The 18,937-nt window shown below is 43.0% G+C and carries 18 protein-coding genes and 1 other annotated feature; of the genes, 2 read left to right on the top strand and 16 right to left on the bottom strand.

The annotated features are described in order from the left end of the window. Positions 1–88: 88 nt before the first annotated feature. From fabZ to CLHUN_RS11345, 9 genes are all read right to left on the bottom strand, one after another. The gene (gene fabZ / locus CLHUN_RS11385) at positions 89–517 is read right to left on the bottom strand and encodes a 3-hydroxyacyl-ACP dehydratase FabZ (protein ID WP_080064722.1); all 429 of its coding nucleotides are present in this window, start codon (positions 515–517) and stop codon (positions 89–91) included. Between the two features lie 131 nt (positions 518–648). Beyond that, a complete protein-coding gene (locus CLHUN_RS11380) occupies positions 649–1,824 on the bottom strand; it encodes a phosphodiester glycosidase family protein (RefSeq protein ID WP_080064721.1) in 1,176 nt (391 codons plus the stop codon). Continuing rightward, on the bottom strand, positions 1,811–2,209 hold the full coding sequence (locus tag CLHUN_RS11375) for a rod-binding protein (protein ID WP_080064720.1): 399 nt from the start codon (positions 2,207–2,209) through the stop codon (positions 1,811–1,813). Before CLHUN_RS11375 ends, CLHUN_RS11380 begins: the two co-directional genes overlap by 14 nt. A 111-nt stretch (positions 2,210–2,320) precedes the next feature. Continuing rightward, complete coding sequence (gene flgG, locus CLHUN_RS11370) at positions 2,321–3,133, bottom strand: flagellar basal-body rod protein FlgG (RefSeq protein WP_080064719.1); 813 nt, start codon at positions 3,131–3,133, stop codon at positions 2,321–2,323. A gap of 110 nt (positions 3,134–3,243) precedes the next feature. Next, on the bottom strand, positions 3,244–4,032 hold the full coding sequence (locus CLHUN_RS11365; RefSeq protein ID WP_080064718.1) for a flagellar hook-basal body protein: 789 nt from the start codon (positions 4,030–4,032) through the stop codon (positions 3,244–3,246). 122 nt (positions 4,033–4,154) lie between these two features. Further along, a complete protein-coding gene (mreB, locus tag CLHUN_RS11360) occupies positions 4,155–5,180 on the bottom strand; it encodes a rod shape-determining protein (protein WP_080064717.1) in 1,026 nt (341 codons plus the stop codon). 206 nt (positions 5,181–5,386) lie between these two features. Beyond that, entirely contained in the window at positions 5,387–6,577 is a 1,191-nt protein-coding gene (hydF, locus tag CLHUN_RS11355) for a [FeFe] hydrogenase H-cluster maturation GTPase HydF (RefSeq protein ID WP_080064716.1), read from the bottom strand. Positions 6,578–6,691: 114 nt separating this feature from the next. After that, on the bottom strand, positions 6,692–8,104 hold the full coding sequence (gene hydG / locus CLHUN_RS11350) for a [FeFe] hydrogenase H-cluster radical SAM maturase HydG (protein ID WP_080064715.1): 1,413 nt from the start codon (positions 8,102–8,104) through the stop codon (positions 6,692–6,694). A 29-nt stretch (positions 8,105–8,133) separates the two neighbouring features. Then, positions 8,134–8,379: a TM1266 family iron-only hydrogenase system putative regulator gene (locus CLHUN_RS11345; RefSeq protein WP_080064714.1), complete on the bottom strand. Its 246-nt coding sequence runs from the start codon at positions 8,377–8,379 to the stop codon at positions 8,134–8,136. A gap of 642 nt (positions 8,380–9,021) precedes the next feature. Between CLHUN_RS11345 and CLHUN_RS11335 the strand changes: the two genes are divergently transcribed. Continuing rightward, positions 9,022–9,414, top strand: a complete 393-nt coding sequence (locus CLHUN_RS11335; RefSeq protein WP_080064712.1) for a hypothetical protein — start codon at positions 9,022–9,024, stop codon at positions 9,412–9,414. Between the two features lie 94 nt (positions 9,415–9,508). Here the strand turns inward: CLHUN_RS11335 and CLHUN_RS11330 are convergent, their stop codons facing one another. The 4 genes from CLHUN_RS11330 to CLHUN_RS11315 form a co-directional block, all read right to left on the bottom strand. Continuing rightward, positions 9,509–11,110 (bottom strand): glycoside hydrolase family 43 protein, encoded by a 1,602-nt coding sequence (locus CLHUN_RS11330; protein ID WP_080064711.1) that lies wholly within the window; start codon positions 11,108–11,110, stop codon positions 9,509–9,511. A gap of 229 nt (positions 11,111–11,339) precedes the next feature. Next, the gene (locus tag CLHUN_RS11325; RefSeq protein ID WP_080064710.1) at positions 11,340–12,329 is read right to left on the bottom strand and encodes a hypothetical protein; all 990 of its coding nucleotides are present in this window, start codon (positions 12,327–12,329) and stop codon (positions 11,340–11,342) included. A 207-nt stretch (positions 12,330–12,536) separates the two neighbouring features. Beyond that, positions 12,537–13,247, bottom strand: coding sequence for a YiiX/YebB-like N1pC/P60 family cysteine hydrolase (locus tag CLHUN_RS11320; RefSeq protein ID WP_080064709.1), 711 nt, complete (start codon positions 13,245–13,247; stop codon positions 12,537–12,539). A gap of 54 nt (positions 13,248–13,301) precedes the next feature. Next, positions 13,302–14,519, bottom strand: coding sequence for a macrolide family glycosyltransferase (locus CLHUN_RS11315; protein ID WP_080064708.1), 1,218 nt, complete (start codon positions 14,517–14,519; stop codon positions 13,302–13,304). Positions 14,520–14,647: 128 nt separating this feature from the next. On the opposite strand from CLHUN_RS11315, the gene CLHUN_RS11310 reads away from it, so the two are divergent. After that, complete coding sequence (locus CLHUN_RS11310; protein ID WP_080064707.1) at positions 14,648–15,208, top strand: TetR/AcrR family transcriptional regulator C-terminal domain-containing protein; 561 nt, start codon at positions 14,648–14,650, stop codon at positions 15,206–15,208. A gap of 146 nt (positions 15,209–15,354) precedes the next feature. Here the strand turns inward: CLHUN_RS11310 and spoIIID are convergent, their stop codons facing one another. From spoIIID to CLHUN_RS11295, 3 genes are all read right to left on the bottom strand, one after another. Next, positions 15,355–15,603, bottom strand: coding sequence for a sporulation transcriptional regulator SpoIIID (gene spoIIID, locus CLHUN_RS11305; protein WP_080064706.1), 249 nt, complete (start codon positions 15,601–15,603; stop codon positions 15,355–15,357). Between the two features lie 334 nt (positions 15,604–15,937). Next, the gene (serS, locus tag CLHUN_RS11300) at positions 15,938–17,215 is read right to left on the bottom strand and encodes a serine--tRNA ligase (RefSeq protein ID WP_080064705.1); all 1,278 of its coding nucleotides are present in this window, start codon (positions 17,213–17,215) and stop codon (positions 15,938–15,940) included. 119 nt (positions 17,216–17,334) lie between these two features. After that, positions 17,335–17,543 (bottom strand) — a binding site (T-box leader). Positions 17,544–17,649: 106 nt separating this feature from the next. After that, complete coding sequence (locus CLHUN_RS11295; RefSeq protein ID WP_080064704.1) at positions 17,650–18,807, bottom strand: DUF362 domain-containing protein; 1,158 nt, start codon at positions 18,805–18,807, stop codon at positions 17,650–17,652. Between the last annotated feature and the right edge of the window lie 130 nt (positions 18,808–18,937).

Below are 18,937 nucleotides of genomic sequence, written 5' to 3'. Positions count from 1 at the left end.
AAGCATGCTTCCCATTGATTCTATTTATACTCGAGCACTATCACAACTATAAAATTGAATTAATTATTTTTGGCCTTTACCCATATATTCAGCCCTTGGTCATTGCAAGCTTTATTTCTCCCTCCGCGGCAACCTTATCGCCCACCGCCGCCCTGACCTTGGCCTTGGTTACCCCCAGCTTCGTCAGCAGTATTTCGGCCTCAAGCCTCAGCACATCTCCAGGCTGTACCTGGTACTTGAATTTAAGCCCGTCAATACCGGCAAAAACTCCAAGCTTGCCCTTGTTCTCCTCCAGCACTGCAACCGCTATTCCCGCTGTCTGCGCCAAGGCTTCCACAATAAGCACTCCGGGCATTATGGGAAACTCAGGAAAATGCCCCTGAAAAAATGGCTCATTCACAGTAACATTCTTTATTCCTACAGCTTTTTTTCCAGGCTCCAATTCTATTATCTTATCTACCAGTAAAAACGGGTATCTGTGGGGAAGAATTTCTTTTATCTGTTTAATATCAAGCATAATCCGGCACCTCTCGATTTAATTGTTGAATGCACCGGCTTTTTCCAAATAGCCGGAAGCATAAATTATGACCTGGTAATATATTCTACAGCAACTTTAAAAATCCTTTTTAAAGTTGAAAATAAATTTATTTATGGCCCGTCCTTTATTCTTATTATGAAGGCAGATGCCACAGGGCGCTCCATTCCTCTGTCCGAAGGCCTGTTTTTAAGGGTTCCCTCCACAAGCATCTGAGAGCTTGCTCCCCCATCCAGCATGGCGGCCTCTTCTACACCCAGCTTTATCATATACTCTGCAAGTTCCTTGCCGGTGAGTCCGGTACTGTAGCCCGGCTGTCTTCCGTCGGCTACAATAAGCAACAGGCGGCCGTCGGCCATTATACCTACCGCAGTTCTCGGGTCCCTGTTCAGCAAAGTACCTGCCCACCTGTCATTTTCGGGAACAACCGCCTTGCCTCCTTTGACCAGCATGCTGCCGAAGCTGAAGGCCTGATATGCAGTTCCAAGGTCGGGCAGTATTTTTATACTCAATGGGTCACCGGCTTTTATTCCCAGTTCTCCGGGCAGTGTGGCCTTTTTCCCGAAAAAACTGACAAGCTGGGTGTCCTTTGTCAGTCCCACCTGAACCGCATCATAATATACATCTGTTACAATACCGTTCCGGACCCGTACGGAAGTGTTTTTGACTTCCGCCCTGTTTGTAGAGCCATAATCACTTGTGTACAGTATTATATTTCCATCCTTCCCCGAACGGTTCAGCTTATTTATACTTATACTTTCATTTTTAAATAAAAATGACATTACAGAAGTAATTTTTTCAAACCTCGCCCCTGACTTGTCCATAATAAACACCGGATCATAGCCCGTTGCAGCCATCAGCAGTTTCCCATCCACCGCAGCCATTCCCACCGGATCCCCATATTCATAGCTAAAGCCCCCGTTTATGGCTGCATATGCACCTGTTCTCGCGGAAATTTCAGATAGTTTCTCAAAGCCAAATACATTGTCATAGGATAAAACAGGCTTGAATTCAATCCTGTGGTCCGAGGGATCAAACTCCAGTGTAAATATTTCCTGTCTATACCCGCTGATAACGGTAGAAATATGTTTATACTCCAATGGCAGAGGGTCTGTCCTGCCGGAAGGCAAATCTCCGCTTTCCGTGTCCCCGGCCGTGGTATCCGCTCCTGCCGGCTGCAAGTTTTCCCTGAAAAATAAAAATTGTCCTGCATGAAAGAATATGAAGGACAATGTCAATAACCCAATCAGAACTATAATTATAATCAATTTATGATTACTTTTTTTCATCAACCACTCCTCCGGAAGCTTCTTCCGAACTGTCGGTCTTTAAATACTGCCTTGCCAACTGCTTGTACATATAGTCCCCCAATCCGATGCCCTTCTGTGACATAACTTCCACAAGAGTTTCATCCATCATGGTATCGTACATTTCGGTACCGTAATCGCTCTGCAAATAATCGGATTTTGGTACTGTAGCCTTCATCTGCTTGTACATCATATTCAGAAAAATACCTTCAAACTCTTTGCAGACCTGCTTTAATTGCGCGTCGTCACCTTTTTGGGCTGCTTCCTTCAATCGTTTCTCAAAGCTGTCAGCTTTTGCTCCGGTTCGATTAACCTGTGCACTGTCAACCAGGCTTTTGGCATTTACATCTATTCCGCCTATTCCCATGAAATTCTCCTGTCCGTGTGCAAAAACAAATATTTCACACCAAGAATGGTATTTTGACTTTATCCTTTATACCTTTATTCTTTATATATGAACTGATTCCTTTAATACTGCTTATCTCTTAAGATTATTTGCTATCTGAAGCATATCGTCAGACTGCTGTATGGCTTTTGAACTGACCTCATACGCTCTCTGGGCTACTATAAGCTTTACCATTTCATCCACCACCGATACATTTGAGGCTTCAAGATAGTACTGTGAGATAGTGCTTTTACCGGTTGTATCCTGACTTGCCTGAACAGGCTCTCCGGTTGCTGAATTCCTCTCAAACAGATTCTTTCCCACCGCCTCCAGGGCATACTTGTTTGGGAAGTGGACCAGTCCCATATTCTGTCCCATGGCAACTGTCTCACCTTCCGCATTCTTATAGCTGATCTGCCCCTGTGAATCCACTATCAGGCTTGTTATGTCCACATCTGAATCAAAAACAATTTCCTGTTCGGTATCATCCAGTACTGAATATCCGTCGGAGGTTGTCAGCTTTCTCATTCCATCCTCTGTAACACTTATTTTAAAGGAACCGTCTCTGGTATATCTTATGACACTGTCAGAACCTAGTATGGTGAAGAAGCCTTCTCCCTCTATGGCAAAATCCAACGGTGAATCGGTTTTGTCAACATTGCCCGACTCAAAATTTCTAACGGTAGCATTTACAGCAGTTCCATGTCCAACCTGTAAGTTCACAGGCTTTCCGCTGCTGTCCAGCACATATGCCCTGCTCATTGTCTCATACAGGAGATCTTTAAACTCTGCTCTTTCTTTTTTATAGCCGGTTGTATTCACATTGGCCAGGTTATTTGAAATCACATCCACATTAAACTGCTGGGCTTTCATACCTGAACCCGCTGTCCATAAAGCTCTCATCATAGTTTTAATCCTCCTGAAGGAAACATAAGTGTACATTGTTCCAATTAATAGTGTCCATGTACCTGTTGGCAAGCCTCAAATAATTCATAAAAAAATCACAAAGACATTTCTTATCTTACAACTCCCACTTCATTAACAGCCTTTTCAAGCAGGGAATCCTGAGACTGAAGCAGCTTTTGGTTTGCTTCATATGCCCTCATTACAGTAATCATATCTACCATTTCATCTATAACGTTAACATTTGATTCCTCACTGAAGCCCTGCATAACCTTCCCGGTAAAAGCCGAGGTTTCACTTCCGGAATTCTCTATCAGGTTGTCCCGGAATTTGCGAAGCTGTGTGGCATCACTGAACTGAGTTATCCTGAGTGCATCTATTACAACACCGTTTTGAACGATATTTCCGCTGTCATCTACAGCAAATTCACCAGGTTCCAGTGTTACAGGGCCATTCTGCCCCAGAACGAAATTACCGTCCCTGGTAACCAACTGGTTATTTGAATTTAACACAAAGGAGCCGTCCTTTGTATAGTACTCTTTTATATTGTTGTTATCCGAAGGGTCAAGCACACCGATTGCAAAAAAAGCCGGACTTGCTTTCTCACCTCTGTTGTCATCGCTTATGGCAATGTCCATCCTGTTGTTGGTCTGGTTTAACTGGCCTTGAGTAAAATATGTATATATCTCACCCACATCGCTGCTAAGCTCCATAGAACCAATATTGGACGAATTTTTGGAATCATTGATCCTCTTGGTCAAAAGCTCCGGAAAGCTTTCAAAAACCACGGTGTCCTTTTTGTAACCTGCGGTATTCACATTGGCCAGGTTATTTGTAATGACATCCATCTTTTTGCTGTTTGCAATCATACTCCATGCAGAAGTATATAAACCTCTAATCATGAGAAATCTCCTCGTATAAAAGTCATCAATTAATTATCGGTATTATGCCATGTTTACTTAATACAAATTATATAAAAAAGAGCCGGCTTATATTTCCAAAGCCAACTCTTCATATATTCAATTTACCTCCTGTTGCCCCTGCTTTCAGACAAGGCGGTTTCTTCAATTGCTTCTATGTTGTCCAGCGCCTTCCCTGTTCCCAGCGCCACACAGGATATGGAATCATCCGCTATGATGACATTTATACCGGTTTTTTCCTGAAGGAGCTTATCAAGTCCGTATATCAGGCTTCCTCCCCCGGTCATCACTATACCCCTGTCGCTAATGTCGGCGGCTAATTCCGGCGGCGTGCGCTCCAATACCGAGTGAACGGCTTCAACAACACTGGAGATAGGTTCCTCAAGCGCCTCCATCATTTCAGTGGACGATATGGTTATGGTTTTCGGGAGACCGGAAATCAGGTTTCGCCCTCTTATGTCCATAGTCACTTCCTGAACTCTGGGGAAAACTGTGCCAATGTTGATTTTGAGCTCCTCGGCAGTTCTTTCGCCTATCATTATATTGTGCTTTTTGCGCATATACCTTACAATCGCCTCGTCAAATTTGTCTCCGGCAACCTTTATGGAAGTACTCACAACAGTTCCGCCGAGAGATATGACGGCTATATCTGTGGTACCTCCGCCCATATCAACAACCATGCTTCCACAAGCCTTTGCTATGTCAATACCTGCACCAATGGCCGCAGCTATCGGTTCTTCAATCAGGTAGGTTTTTCTGGCCCCGGCCTGCATGGAGGCATCTATGACGGCACGCTTCTCAACCTCGGTAACACCGCTGGGTACACATACCATTATCCTCGGCTTGAAGAATCTCCTGCTTCCAGTGACTTTGTTTATAAAATACTTCAGCATTCGCTCGGTAATGTCATAATCGGATATGACACCCTCCCGCAAAGGCCTTATGGCAACTATATTTCCGGGGGTTCTGCCCAGCATTCTTCTGGCTTCTTCACCTACCGCCAATAATTTATTTGTATTCTTATCTATGGCAACAACGGAAGGCTCTCTCAAAACGATACCCTTACCCTTAATATAAACAAGTACTGTAGCAGTTCCCAAATCTATTCCTATATCCTGTCCAAAACCCAAATATAACAACTCCCCTTAAAACAATTTGATAGCTAACAAGAATGTACATTATTTATATAGATATTAAATACCACATAAAATATTACAATTATTCAAGTTAAATTTATCTATTATTTATATTATCATATTAATTTAATTATGCAATATTTTTGTAAGCTTTTGATAAGTTATAAGGTTTATTTAAGCATTTTGTCATTTATTTCCTGCTACAGCGCCACCTTGTCCAGGATGTTGCTCATCTTTGCAATGGCTATTCCATAATTGCAAACCGGCACATTCTGTTCCTGCGCAACCGCTATACGTGTAAGTACGTATTTTCTGTTGAACATGCAGCAGCCGCACTGAATAACCAGAGAATATTTTGACAGGTCTTTGGGGAAATCTGTACCGCTGACTATATCAATGGTAATGCCCTCTCCAACCTTTTGCCTGAGCAGTCTCGGCAATTGAATACGCCCTATATCTTCACTCAGAGGCGCATGTGTACAGGCTTCGGCAATTAAAACCGCCGAGCCTTCCGTCAGTCTGTCTATGGCTCCTGCTCCCTCAACATAGGCTGCTATATCTCCCTTGTATTCTGCGAACAGCACGGAAAAAGAAGTCAGCAGGCTTTCTTCGGGCTTTAGGGCATATACTTTTCCAAATACCTGCGAGTCGGTTATTATGAGCTTCGGAGGCTGCACCAATGTCTTGAGCGCCTGTTCCAGCTTGTCTGTGGTGACACTCATCACCAGACACTTAATGTCAAGCAGGTCCCGTATAATCTGAACCTGCGGCAATATGAGCCTTCCCTTGGGAGCCTGGATGTCCTGGGGCATGACCAGAAGCACAAGGTCGCCTTCCTCTACCAGATGGGAGGTAATACTCTTTATTTCAAAATCCTCAGGAACGGCCTTTATCAGTTCTTCTCTCACTCTGTCAAGCCCGGTTTTTTCCCTGGCGCTTATTATTATTGGCGAAAGACACAGCGCCTCTTTTACACACTTTTCAATTTCTGCTGCATTTTCTATAACATCTGCCTTATTTATTACCGGGATAACAGGTATCTTCCTCTTTCTCAGTTCTGAAACCCATTCCTTCTCAAGTGAAAGCTGGGTGTCGCAAAAAAATACTATTGCCACATCAGTTTTCAAAACAGCTTTTTTAGTCTTCTCAATTCGCATTTCTCCAAGGGTGCCTTCATCATCAAAGCCGGCAGTATCTATAAACATCACCGGGCCCACGGGGTGCAGCTCCATTGCTTTGTACACCGGGTCGGTTGTAGTTCCTGCCACCTCCGAAACCAAGGCAATATCCTGGCCCGTAATGGCATTTATCAACGAAGATTTACCGCTGTTTCTTCTTCCAAACAAGGCAATGTGAAGCCTGTTTGCACTGGGGGTGTTGGTAAGACTCATGTTAAAAATCATCTCCTATCCGTGCTGTATATGCACTCAATCAAAATATTTATCCCTTAGCTGCCAATTAATCTTTATATAAAATTTAATAAAACCTTGCTGCATAAGATATTGTTAAAATCTGAAATCCCTTTTCCCCTTGTGAAGCTCATTCAAATGTTCTTTCACAATCCTTTTAACATCAGGGTTTCCAAGTGTTTCAACCTCACCTGCTATCATTTTTTCTCCAAGGTTCCTTGTATCCGGAGAGGCATAATCCTCCAAATACTCCTTAAGAGTCATAAGGGCATTGGGTTGACAGACATTTGCAATGGCGCCGCTTTTTACAAGTCTCATGAACCTGTCGCCGGTTCTTCCTTCACGATAGCAGGCGGTACAGAAACTGGGAATGTACCCTAGTCTCATAAGCCAGTTGACTATCTGGTCCAGGGTTCTGGTGTCGTTAACCTCAAATTGAGCCGTATTTTCTGTCTCTTTTTCGGCATACCCCCCCACACTGGTTGAGGAACCTCCGCTGATTTGGGAGACACCAAGCTTAAGACATTCCTCACGGGTCTTTTCCGATTCCCTGGTTGACATGATTATTCCTGTATAGGGCACTGCTATTCTTAAAATTGCAACGATTTTTTCAAATATTTCATCAGGGATGGCATTTGAATACTCGCTGATATCCACATCATCAGCAGGCCTTATTCTTGGAACGCTTATGGTATGCGGGCCAACACCCATTGCATCCTCCAGATGCCGGGCATGCATCAGCAGACCTACAAAATCATACTTATACAGGTTCAGTCCAAACAGGACACCCAGGCCTACATCATCAATCCCCGCCTCCATGGCCCTGTCCATTGCCTCGGTGTGATACGCATAATTGTGCTTGGGCCCCTTTGGATGCAGGTCTTCGTAGGTAGGCCTGTGGTAGGTTTCCTGAAAAAGAATGTAAGTACCTATTCCGGCAGACTTAAGCTTCCTGTAGTTTTCCACGGTTGTCGCGGCTATGTTGACATTTACACGCCGGATTTCACCGTTTTTATGTTTAATGCCGTATATGGTTTTTATGCTTTCAAGTACATATTCTATGGGACAGTTTTCAGGGTCTTCCCCTGTCTCCAGAGCAAGACGTTTATGTCCCATGTCCTGCAGAGCCATTACCTCCCTCACGATATCCTCCTGTGAGAGCTGCCTCCTTGCTATGTGCCTGTTGGACCCATGATAGGGACAGTATCTGCATTCATTTATACAGTAATTTGACAGATAAAGCGGTGCAAACATCACTATACGGTTTCCATAAAACTTCTGCTTTATGTGCTCCGCCAGGGTGAATATCCTGGCTTTTATCCCTTCAAGCTCACATTCCAAAAGAACTGCAGCCTCTTTATATGTCAGACCTTTAAATTGCCCTGCTTTTTCCAGTATTTCCTCAAGCAAAGCAGTATTTTCCCTGTTCTTGCCTGCAAATTCAAGTGTATTCAATATTTCCTCATGGTCAATGAACTCCGTTGCCACCATTGATTTGCTGTTATACATATTGGTTACAACCTCCGTTAATTATACAATTAAACCTTCGAATAGACAGTTTTGATATTGATACCGGGAACCATACCCAGTTTCCCGGAAAGCGAACTTATCACATCGTTGGGTGCGTCTATCACAACGCTTATGATACATACATCCTTTTGACGATAGGGTATCCCCATTCTTCCTATTATATATTTCCCAAAGTCGTGCAGTATGCTGTTCAGCTTGTCTGTGGCTGAAACGTCGTCAACTATGATACCTATCAGTGCAATTCTTGTCTCCATCACTGTACCTCCGTGTCTGATGTTTTAACTCCATGCCCTAATTATTTATCCAAAAAATATATATTCCCCCGGACAATAATTAAACCCTGGGCGCAAAAACGGCACAGGGTTTTTATCTTATCCGAAAAAATATTCCTCCAGAAACACACAGTACCGTCTTTTAATTCGGGACTAACCCTCGTAAGCAGAACGATATAAATATTAACTTTTACGGCACGAGCCTTATAACAGCTTGATTTGCTCATGCCACGCCCCTCACTCTCAGCAGCGGCTTTGAGTTTGGAATGCTTATGTAAATGGCAACATATTCAATGAGAATATATTGATAATATTTTAACACACACCCTGATAAATATCAAGAAAATAAACTTATTGTGAATTTTTCAGAGTTATCTTGAAAATTATTATCCGCAACACTACAATTAAATAAATATGATTTGCAGCGGAAGTCTGATACCTGCGAAAAGAAACTTATTAATTTAACCTGTTGTGCTGATTAACAAAATCTTTAAGAGACAAGCATTTATTTGAAGCTCGTCCGGGAGTGGGCAGCATCCAGGCAGCTTTTGCCTGTTTACCACATTTTTAACTGGCACAACGAGTTAATTTATAATATTAAAAGCTTTTTATGGAGGACAGTTTATGAATTGGTTCAGAAAATTTATGTATGGAAGATATGGTGTTGACCAGTTATCACTGGGGCTGCTGTTTCTTTCATTTTTAATCTCAATAATATTCTATTTGTTTCCCTTGGGATTATTAAACTATTTGGTGTATCTTCCCTTCCTCGTGTTCCTGTTAAGAGCCCTTTCCAAAAATCACTCCGCCCGCCGGAAGGAAAATACCTACTTTTTAAAGCTATGGAATCCCATAGCAGGCTGGTTTTTTAAAAAACGCAGCAGGGTGAGCACTTACAAAACCCACAGGTACTTTAAATGCCCCGGCTGCAAGCAGGAAGTCAGAGTGCCGAAGGGCAAAGGCAAGATACGCATAACCTGCCCGAAATGCAAGCTGGAATTTATCAAAAAGACTTGATTTTAGTGTAATCCGGCACTTTGTGCCGTGCCGGCCAGGGTTTTGATGAAAACACCCTAAACCGGCACAGCAGCATAATTCAGCATTCTCCTGTTCACCAGCAGTACTCAAACCAGTCAAAGTCAGCGTGGTTCACGCTGGCTTTTCCATTGCTGCTGGCAAACATTCCAATATAGGTTCCTACAAAACCTCCCGCCACATCAGCGCTCAGAAACCTTCCGTCAACATTTTCAGCCAGGCTGGTAAGGTTTTCCTCATCAAGGCCATAGTAGAAGCTCAACTCCTGTTCCCGGGCCGCCGCCTTGAGGTATAGCCTCCCGCCTTTGATCTCCCGGACTGCTATTACCGTTTCAGTCCCTGCATGGCAGCGGACAAGCTGCAGGATATTTTTACCCTCATTCAAGGTATACTCAAACCGGATATTGTAATCATCACTTTGTATTAAGGCTATACCTGCCGATTCACCTTCCAGGGCAGGTTGAAATTCCATGGCTGCCGCTGCGGCAAATGCCATATGCTGCTGTCTCCGGCCTATAAAGCTTGGATTCGCCTTCTCGGTAATTTTTTGCGGCCTCAGCCTCAGTCTCAAGTGTCCCCTTCTTTCCGTCAAACTCCAGGAACTGGATCTGGGAGTCCGAAGTGTATTCCAGATAAGTGCAAGCTGGGAGCTGTCAAAATCATCTCTCCGGGAAAAAGCTGCCGCCTCCTCTTGCGGAAGTACCGGCCTTTTGTAATTGAATTCTATCCTGCCTGTACCGGGACTGACTATAGGCCAGCCGTCTTCCCATTTTACAGGAGCCAGGAAAGTCTCCCTTCCAAGATTTCTAAAATAACCTCCATATGGCCTGGATGCCAGTGCCACCATCCACCATTCCCCATTTTGTGTCTCCACCAGATCCGCATGTCCGGTATTTACAATGGGATAATTTCTGCCGAGATGCCTGTGGGTCAGAATAGGATTTCCGGGGTTGCCCTCATAAGGCCCCGTCAGTTGCGGGCTTCGCGCTATGGTTACAGAATGGTGATAATCCGTTCCTCCTTCAGCTATCATCAGGTAATATACCCCGCCTATCTTATACAAGTGAGGCCCTTCAGACCAAACGGCATTTTTCAGTGCACCTCTCCACAGTCCGTACCTGGGGCCTTTTAGGGACATACTGTTCAGGTTCAGTTCCTGAAGATAGATTTCATTGTCACCGTAATATTTGCCTCCTTCGGAAGCTTCACTGGTTCCCACATAATAAGCCCTTCCGTCATCATCAAAGAACAGGGAGGGATCTATTCCAGGGGCATTTTCCAGCCAGTATGGCTCAGACCATGGCCCGGAAGGATTTTCGGCCGTCACGATAAAGTTTCCGCCCCGGGTCACATTGGTGGTTATAACATAGAACCTTCCTTCATTATACCTTATGGTAGGTGCAAAAATCCCCTCCGAGTGTTTACCCTCATCCAGGTCCAACTGTGACGGGCGGTCCAGAACATGCCCTATCTGTCTCCAGTTAACCAGGTCCCTGCTGTGAAAGACAGGTATGCCAGGAAAGTAGGAAAAGGAGGAGGTTACCAGATAGTAGTCTTCTCCAACACGGCAAATGGACGGGTCGGGATAAAATCCCGGCAGAATGGGATTTGTAAAAAAGTTTTCGCGGTCTGTACTGTTATTGGTTCCAACGTCATTAAATGTGCCTGAATTGTTCATAATTTATTTCCCGTTTTCTTAAAATATTATTTTTTGTATCTAAAACTTATATTGAGTCTTGCAGCTTTCCTGGGCTGTCATTTCCCGTCCGGGCAAAACGCTGTTTATATTATGCCAGCTATGCTTATTTTAATCCTAAATCTTTTTGATAACAACAATCCGGTAACATTTTCGACAAAATTTTTTAGATGTGCTTGATGTTTTAAAGTTACACCGGTAATGGAAGCCATTACTCAACTATGTTTGCCAATAATTCATTTATGGTGTGGGCCTCCTGAATGGATATTTCCTCCAATGAACGGATTATCTTCTCAATATGCTCCCTGTTCCTGTTTTTTTCATATTTCATTTGCAGATTTCTCAGCATCAGCACCTTGTTTTCAATTTCAATGCTGGAATTCAAAATCGGCCCATGCCGGGTCAGGTGCTTTGTTTCATGCAAGTAGGCAATCCTTGCGGTCATACACCTTTTGTGCTCCCAGAGTATATGCAGTATTCGTATGTCATAGTAGGTCTTTTCATTAAGAAGGGCTTCAAAATATGTTTTCAGATGTTTATAGATTTCCAGGCCGTATACACAGTCCGAGGTTGGATTATTATACATTATGGACCTTTTTGACGTATTGCAGGAGTTCAGGTAATCACTCAATGTATTTTTGATATTTTCCAGCTCCAGCTTAAATACAGCATTACTATTCGGCTTTAAAATTTTCAGGTGAAGGTTGTCCGGGGCATGATTAAATGAATCTGACAAATCCTGATATCGTGTCTCGGAAAAAGTGTACTTTTGATTTTGATCAAAACCCGACGAATAAAAGCAGCGGGTATCCGGGTCAAACCCGTGCAGCAGGTTTTCATGAATGAAATGCCTTGTATTATAGGCTCTTCTGTTCCGGTCATAGAACTCATCAATATAAAGCCATATATAATAGCCCTGCTCAATATATTTGACGGCTAATTCCACAATATCAATACCATTTATTCTTAAAAACTCATTTTTTACCATCTGCAGGTCAAGCAGCGGACAGTAGTCAAATGCTCCCCCATACAAATCCAGCCTGTGAAAATTGAGCCAATACCTTTGAGGGTAATATTTCATCTGTATATAATTCGTGTTGAACCATTCCTTGAAGTCCGGGTGTTCCCGGGCAACAGACAACAGATATGCATGATGCAGATAGCCTATAACAGGAGGCAAATCAATATTTAGTCTTATCATAGCTGGCACCTCCCCGAATCAGTTTTTTAAATCCCTGGCTCAAATTAACTTTTATAAATCTGCATTTATCCTCACATTTATATGTAAATATTGTAATGTATGTAATATTATACCATTAGGCATTGTGGAGGTCAAACCAATGTCTGCACCAGAACAATAAATCCCCCGCTGTCAGACAGCGGGGGATTTATTGTTGAAGGCTCGAAGCTAACCCTGCTTATATACGATTGACACCTTGTCGCTTCTCAAAAAATCGTATGGGAAAACAGCTTTTCCGCCATTTCCGTCCAGATCCGCTCCGCTCTTTACATAACAATCCCATACATACTGTGAGCAATAATACTTATCTATCTTCGTCTTCTCGAACATATTGGTAAAATAGCTGAAGGGTGTGCCTATTCTTGTATGCCCGTATGCAATGGCATCCGCTATGATTTTTTGATCAACCTTCGGACGTACCACCAGAATTTTTTTATATCTGGTTCTCCAGTCATTTACATGGTTTTCAATGCCATCCTGGAAAAGCTCCAGAACCATTTTGGGGTCGGAATCCACAAACGCGGAATGGGTGGTAAGGGAGCCCATGGATATTGCATTCATATCGGTATTGCCAGGATCAATTGCAGCAATCAGGATATCTCCGGGCTTTCCTACCCAAGCCTCCTTTGAATTATACAAATCCATATCCTTTTCTATGGGCAGGTTATTCCAGTTGCGTTGTATGTATTCCTGAAAGCTCAAAGTATCTTTTATTTCCTTATATATTGCTTGAGCGTCTGCCGGAGTGACTTTTGTCACATCAACATAAGCCGGAATTTCAGGGCTGATTTTCACATCAAGGGCGAAAGCCCCTGAGCCCATAACACTGGCAGATATTAATACTGTGCAAAGCAATGCCGATATTATTCTTTTCTTCATAAGTATACCTCCCAAATTAATTTTTTTGATTTGCCGGTTAATTTTTCCGGCAGACTACCTGAGAATAAGATCTCCGTTTAACTTTCTACTGTTTATAATATTTAAAATCTCATCAACTCCTCTCTTATAGCCTCCTGCTGCTCTCAGCGTTTTCCCTGCCTTCTCGCTGTTTTGCCTGTAACCTCTGTTGGAAAAAATGCTGACTGCCGCCTCTTTTAATCTTTCAGGAGAAACCTTATCCTTTTCAATAACAATCCCGGCCCCAAGTTCGGCAACTCTGTATGCAACTATGGGCTGATCAAAGAAATGAGGTACCGCAATCAACGGCACCGAATAGTACAAGCTTTCATTAGCACTGTTCATACCCCCGTGTGTGATGAATAAATCTGCATGCTTCAATACCTCAAGCTGCGGTACATGGTCCATAATGACAAAGTTTTCAGGAATATCCCTGAAGCTTTCCATATTTATATTCCTTCCAACAGACATGATAATCCTTGCATCCATGTCTCCAAAGGCAGCAAGGCAGCTTTTATAAAACTCCACAGACCTGTTGAATATCGTCCCAAGGGAAATGTAGATGGTTTTGCTCCTGTGATGCTCCAGCAGTGCCGGTTCCATGGGTTCCCTCCTATCCGGAATTGATGGGCCTATGAACTTATAACTTTCATCAAAGCTGTTCCCGCAAATTTGAAAATATTTCGAAGTATAAACAATATTGATATCATTTTTTAAAGAATGCAAGCTGAACAGATCCGGCACCTCTATGCCGTACTTGTCCCATAAATGCCTGACCACGGGAGTAAAGCCCGGATTATTGAGAAGTCTTTTCACAGCAGGGCCGAACCTGGCAAAAAAGTCTGAAAGATAATTGGTCTTATCATTAATTGCAAAAGTGGAGTTGGAACTTATTGCAGGTACTTTTAAAACTTTTGCTATTTCAGCGCCAAGAAAAAACAACAGGTCATATATGATGCAATCAAACCTCTCCTCAATACTGAAAACCGTTTCAATTATTCCAATATAAACCCGGGCAATCTCCATTAATTGAGGTTCCATCTCAGTCAGGCCGATATCCCCGTTATTGAATTCCAGCTCATTAAAATTTTTATAGCCTATAAATACCGCACCCAGGTTTTCTATCCTGCTTCTGAACTCTTCCCCGGCTATATACGTGACCTTTTCTCCCCTTTCAAGCAATTCTTCAACCAGGCCTATGGTGGGATTGATGTGCCCGTGACCAAATACATTGATAAATAATACATGTGACATAAATATCGCCCCCCTTATTAATTTAATTTACATTATTTTACTATTGAGTATTATATTCCCAATAAGTATACTAATAAATAGGCAATTTTTTCTAATTGTCCAAAAAACAACAACAGGGAGTGATATTGGTGGAAAGTCAACGCAAAAAAAGCAAAACCAGAAGTGACATAATCGAAGCATTCCAATATCTGATGACAGCTATGCCATTTGATAAAATAAGGGTGCAAAATATTACCTATCTAGCAGGGGTAAACCGTAATTCATTTTATTATCATTTTACTGATAAGTACGATTTACTGTATAAGGTAGTAACCCAGATGCTTGTAATAGATTATGATACCGCCTCCGGAAAATCCTTGATCCAGCAGTCTATTGAAGAGGTTCCCAGAATCCTGCATTACTTCGAGGAGCACAGAAGGTTCTTTAAAAGTGCCTTCAGAGACGACAAGCAGCATTCCTTTTATAATTTTTTTCAAAAGCTGATTTTCGACTGGTTTACAACCATATTAAACGATACGTATGACATAGCCGAGACTGGGAATAATTCCTTCTATAAAACCCAGACCAGATTCTATGTGGCAGGCTACAGCCAATTGCTGATATACTGGCTATACCATGAACCTGATAAACCGGCGGAAGTGCTTGCAGAAGAAATCCTGCTTATTTTCAATAGTGCATTTAAACGATGAAGGCTTATTGCTATTTATCCTGAGTAACATTAACAGGGGAGAAGTCCAAAACAACCAAAAGCCGGGTTGCTTAACGCACCCGGCTTTTCAAACTTCATCCTCTATGTAAATTATTGCTTTTTCCTTCACACCTTGTCTATGTAAACCTACCTGCTCTGATACTTCGCCTTTGTTGCTTCTCCGCCCCGGATATGCCTTTCTGCCTTATTTTCCTCCAGTATGATTCTGACATCGTTCATAAGTGTAGGATTTATTTTCTCTAGTCTTTCGGTAACATCCTTGTGGACTGTGCTTTTGCTGATCCCGAACTTTTTAGCAGCATATCGTACTGTAGTCTTTTTGTCAATAATATAATTTGCGAGTTCCAAAACCCGTTCCTCTATATATTCCTTCAACCATATACCCCCCTTTAATAAGGCAAAATTACTGCAAAGCAGGCCAAGCCAATTACAAGTATTTTCGTGCGACAAACAACATTTTGCCGTAATTGGCTTATAAAGCTGCACAGGCAATGTCTACAGTGTATATATATGCCCTTGGGGCTATGGTTATGAATATCTTGTTAATTTTTATATTTCAGGAAACTCCGGCCAGAGCAAAAAACCGTTTCACTTTCAAAAGATGCTTTAATCCTGCTTTGATGACTGCACGCAAAAAGGAGCTACAGCATGGGCAGACTTTCCAAAAGCGCCTTATGCTGCAGCTCCCTTAAAAACTTTTATATGAATTTTATTTTATAACCGTCATCCCGCCCATATATGACTGCAGAGCAGCAGGGATATTTACCGAGCCGTCTGCATTGAGATTGTTTTCAAGAAATGCTATGAGCATTCTCGGGGGAGCGACAACCGTATTGTTCAAAGTATGTGCAAAGTACTTGCCGTTTTCACCGTCAACTCGTATTTTCAGACGGCGGGCCTGAGCATCACCCAGATTTGAACAGCTTCCCACCTCAAAATACTTTTTCTGCCTTGGTGACCAGGCTTCAATATCCACCGACTTCACCTTCAGATCCGCAAGGTCTCCCGAACAGCATTCCAGCGTTCTCACTGGTATGTCAAGGGAGCGGAACAGGTCAACGGTGTTCTTCCAGAGCTTCTGGTACCACTCCATGCTGTCCTCCGGCTTGCAGACGACTATCATCTCCTGCTTTTCAAACTGGTGTATGCGGTAGACTCCTCTTTCTTCCAGGCCATGGGCTCCCTTTTCTTTTCTGAAGCAGGGTGAATAACTGGTCAGAGTCTGTGGCAAAGTGCTTTCAGGTATAATAGTGTCAATAAATTTACCTATCATGGAATGTTCGCTGGTTCCAATCAGGTACAAATCCTCACCCTCTATCTTATACATCATTGCATCCATTTCAGCAAAGCTCATAACGCCTGTCACAACTTCACTTCTGATCATGAAAGGAGGAATACAATATGTAAAGCCCCTGTCTATCATGAAATCTCTGGCATAGGATATTACGGCCGAATGCAGCCTTGCAATATTGCCCATCAGGTAATAAAAACCGTTTCCGGCCACTTTTCTTGCACTGTCCAGATCTATCCCGCTCAATTTTTCCATGATTTCAGTGTGGTATGGAACGTCAAAATCTTTTAAGGCAGGTTCTCCAAAACGTTCAACCTCCACATTTTCACTGTCATCCTTACCGATGGGTACACTGGGATCAATAATATTAGGTATAGTCATCATTATGGTTTTAACCTTTGACTGGAGTTCGGCTTCCTTCACTTCCAGCTCAGCCAGACGGGCAGCCTCGTCATTGACTTTCTTTTTAAGCTCTTCTGCTTCTTCCTTTTTTCCCTGGGCCATCAGACCGCCAATCTGCTTTGAAATCTTGTTTCTGTCAGCCCTTAAGGCTTCCGCCTCCTGCTTGGCACCTCTCAACTCAGAGTCAAGGTCAATAACCTCATCCACCAGACCAAGCTTTTTGTCCTGAAACTTGTTTTTTATGTTCTGTTTTACTATTTCAGGATTTTCTCTTACAAATTTTAAATCCAACATAACTACACTCCTAATCTTCATTATTTAATATTTTTCGAAAAGTTTGTATTGAATAAACCTCCGGGCTTAATCCGGCAATGCCTGCTGCTGAAAATAAAAAAACCTTCATCCCGTGTTACTGCTGGGACGAAAGTATTCCGCGTTGCCACCCAAATTGCCGGCACAAGCTGCACCGGCCACTCATAGAGAAGTACGATAAAGGGTACCAAACCTTTCAACTTTTCATTGAACGCTCAAAAAGTGGACCGGCCCACACTTCCACCGGCTCACACCAAACACCGGCTCTCTTATGAAAGCTATAAACCATGGCTTTTATCATCGCTTTTGTATGTCATTATGCTTAATTATATATATTTTTATACGTATTATCAAGGAAATTTTAACAGGCGGCTGCCAAAACAATTTCTTTTCAGCTAAAAAAGCATAATTTTTTGTCAATTCAGCCCCAACAGCCTGCTCAAGGCTTTATCCCTTGTGATTATGGCGCCTTTCGGACAGAGCTCCTGACAGCAAAAGCATCTTATGCAGTTGCTGTAATTCCATTTGGGTATGACCTTTCCATTGTGCCTGATAAAAGAAATTACCCTGGCTTTCTCAGGGCAGGCCTCCTGACACTTCCTGCAGCCGATACACTTTTCTTCCACCAGAACCGGGTCAGGTGCAGTCATTGTGGATACAAGGCTTGTCAGACCGGGAGTAAGAAAATTTATCACTTTCGCATTTCTGGAAAGTTTGAAATCCCTGCACTTCATTTCTTCAATACTCCGCCCCAGAACCTCTATCTCCTCAGGCAGTACAGTTCCCCAATTTGCAGCCTGGGCTGCCTTCAAAACAGGAACAGCCAAAACGTCCTTATAGCCTATGAGCCTGACAGCAGTTGAGTCCACAGCAGTCAGGGACTCACCCATGATTATGGTATTCATCTGCTTGGGGGTTCCGTTCCTTGGCCCGTTTCCCTCCATGGCAATTATGCCGTCAAGTATTGCAAAGTTTGTTTTGACGACGGAATTCAAGTCCAGAAGCATTTTTGCAAAGCTGGCTGAATCAGGCAGCTTTGTGTGCCACTGGGCCTTTTGACTTCCGGGTATACAGCCGAACTGATTTTTAACCGCTCCCGTATAGTACATCATGGCATGGGTTTTAAGCTTGGGAAGCGTTATGACCACGTCCGCCTCATATGGTCCCCTTGCAATATTCCAGTACTTATACATCAGAGGGCTTTCAAGTTTGCAGTGCACTGCTTCGTTAAAATCGCAAAACTGTACGCCGTACCTTTTCGCCACTTCCATAAGGCCCGACTTTTCAGCCGCCACTCTGGTATCCTCCTGTCCCGGAGAATCCCCAAAGGATATGTTTCCGCTGTACTCACCAAGGATTCTGACTACAGCTTCAAAGACCGCAAAATGTGTAATTACAGTTGAGCCCTTCTCAACCACACTAAGTAGATTCGGTTTCAGAAGAACACTGCTGCCCGCAGGTATCAGCCGGCGCAAAAAGCTATCCCCGCCCAGAAGCTCAAACCCCTCACGCAGTGTCTTCTCAATCTGGTCAACCTCATATACGGCACATTCCAACAACGCAACTTTTTCCATATTACCTCACAGGTTCGTGTTAAGTCAATTACTATCGGCTGAAAGACGATAAATTTTGGTTTGAGGCCAAAGCCTCCTGAAGTCAGAACTTGCTGGCTTTTGTAAGGCAAAGGCTTTGAGCCGCAATTGA

Source organism: Ruminiclostridium hungatei (assembly GCF_002051585.1).
Taxonomy (GTDB): Bacteria; Bacillota; Clostridia; order Acetivibrionales; family DSM-1351; genus Ruminiclostridium; species Ruminiclostridium hungatei.
The sequence above is the reverse complement of the archived record's forward strand: the minus strand, read 5'-3'. Positions and strand labels throughout refer to the sequence as shown.

What these genes read in the sequence shown, in the direction of transcription:
- fabZ (WP_080064722.1), bottom strand. Translation starts at nt 517, where the DNA reads ATGCTTGATATTAAACAGATAAAAGAAATTCTTCCCCACAGATACCCG.
- CLHUN_RS11330 (WP_080064711.1), bottom strand. Translation starts at nt 11,110, where the DNA reads ATGAACAATTCAGGCACATTTAATGACGTTGGAACCAATAACAGTACA.
- flgG (WP_080064719.1), bottom strand. Translation starts at nt 3,133, where the DNA reads ATGATGAGAGCTTTATGGACAGCGGGTTCAGGTATGAAAGCCCAGCAG.
- CLHUN_RS11345 (WP_080064714.1), bottom strand. Translation starts at nt 8,379, where the DNA reads ATGGAGACAAGAATTGCACTGATAGGTATCATAGTTGACGACGTTTCA.
- hydF (WP_080064716.1), bottom strand. Translation starts at nt 6,577, where the DNA reads ATGAGTCTTACCAACACCCCCAGTGCAAACAGGCTTCACATTGCCTTG.
- CLHUN_RS11320 (WP_080064709.1), bottom strand. Translation starts at nt 13,247, where the DNA reads ATGAAGAAAAGAATAATATCGGCATTGCTTTGCACAGTATTAATATCT.
- serS (WP_080064705.1), bottom strand. Translation starts at nt 17,215, where the DNA reads ATGTTGGATTTAAAATTTGTAAGAGAAAATCCTGAAATAGTAAAACAG.
- CLHUN_RS11325 (WP_080064710.1), bottom strand. Translation starts at nt 12,329, where the DNA reads ATGATAAGACTAAATATTGATTTGCCTCCTGTTATAGGCTATCTGCAT.
- hydG (WP_080064715.1), bottom strand. Translation starts at nt 8,104, where the DNA reads ATGTATAACAGCAAATCAATGGTGGCAACGGAGTTCATTGACCATGAG.
- CLHUN_RS11335 (WP_080064712.1), top strand. Translation starts at nt 9,022, where the DNA reads ATGAATTGGTTCAGAAAATTTATGTATGGAAGATATGGTGTTGACCAG.
- CLHUN_RS11375 (WP_080064720.1), bottom strand. Translation starts at nt 2,209, where the DNA reads ATGGGAATAGGCGGAATAGATGTAAATGCCAAAAGCCTGGTTGACAGT.
- CLHUN_RS11380 (WP_080064721.1), bottom strand. Translation starts at nt 1,824, where the DNA reads ATGAAAAAAAGTAATCATAAATTGATTATAATTATAGTTCTGATTGGG.
- CLHUN_RS11315 (WP_080064708.1), bottom strand. Translation starts at nt 14,519, where the DNA reads ATGTCACATGTATTATTTATCAATGTATTTGGTCACGGGCACATCAAT.
- CLHUN_RS11295 (WP_080064704.1), bottom strand. Translation starts at nt 18,807, where the DNA reads ATGGAAAAAGTTGCGTTGTTGGAATGTGCCGTATATGAGGTTGACCAG.
- CLHUN_RS11365 (WP_080064718.1), bottom strand. Translation starts at nt 4,032, where the DNA reads ATGATTAGAGGTTTATATACTTCTGCATGGAGTATGATTGCAAACAGC.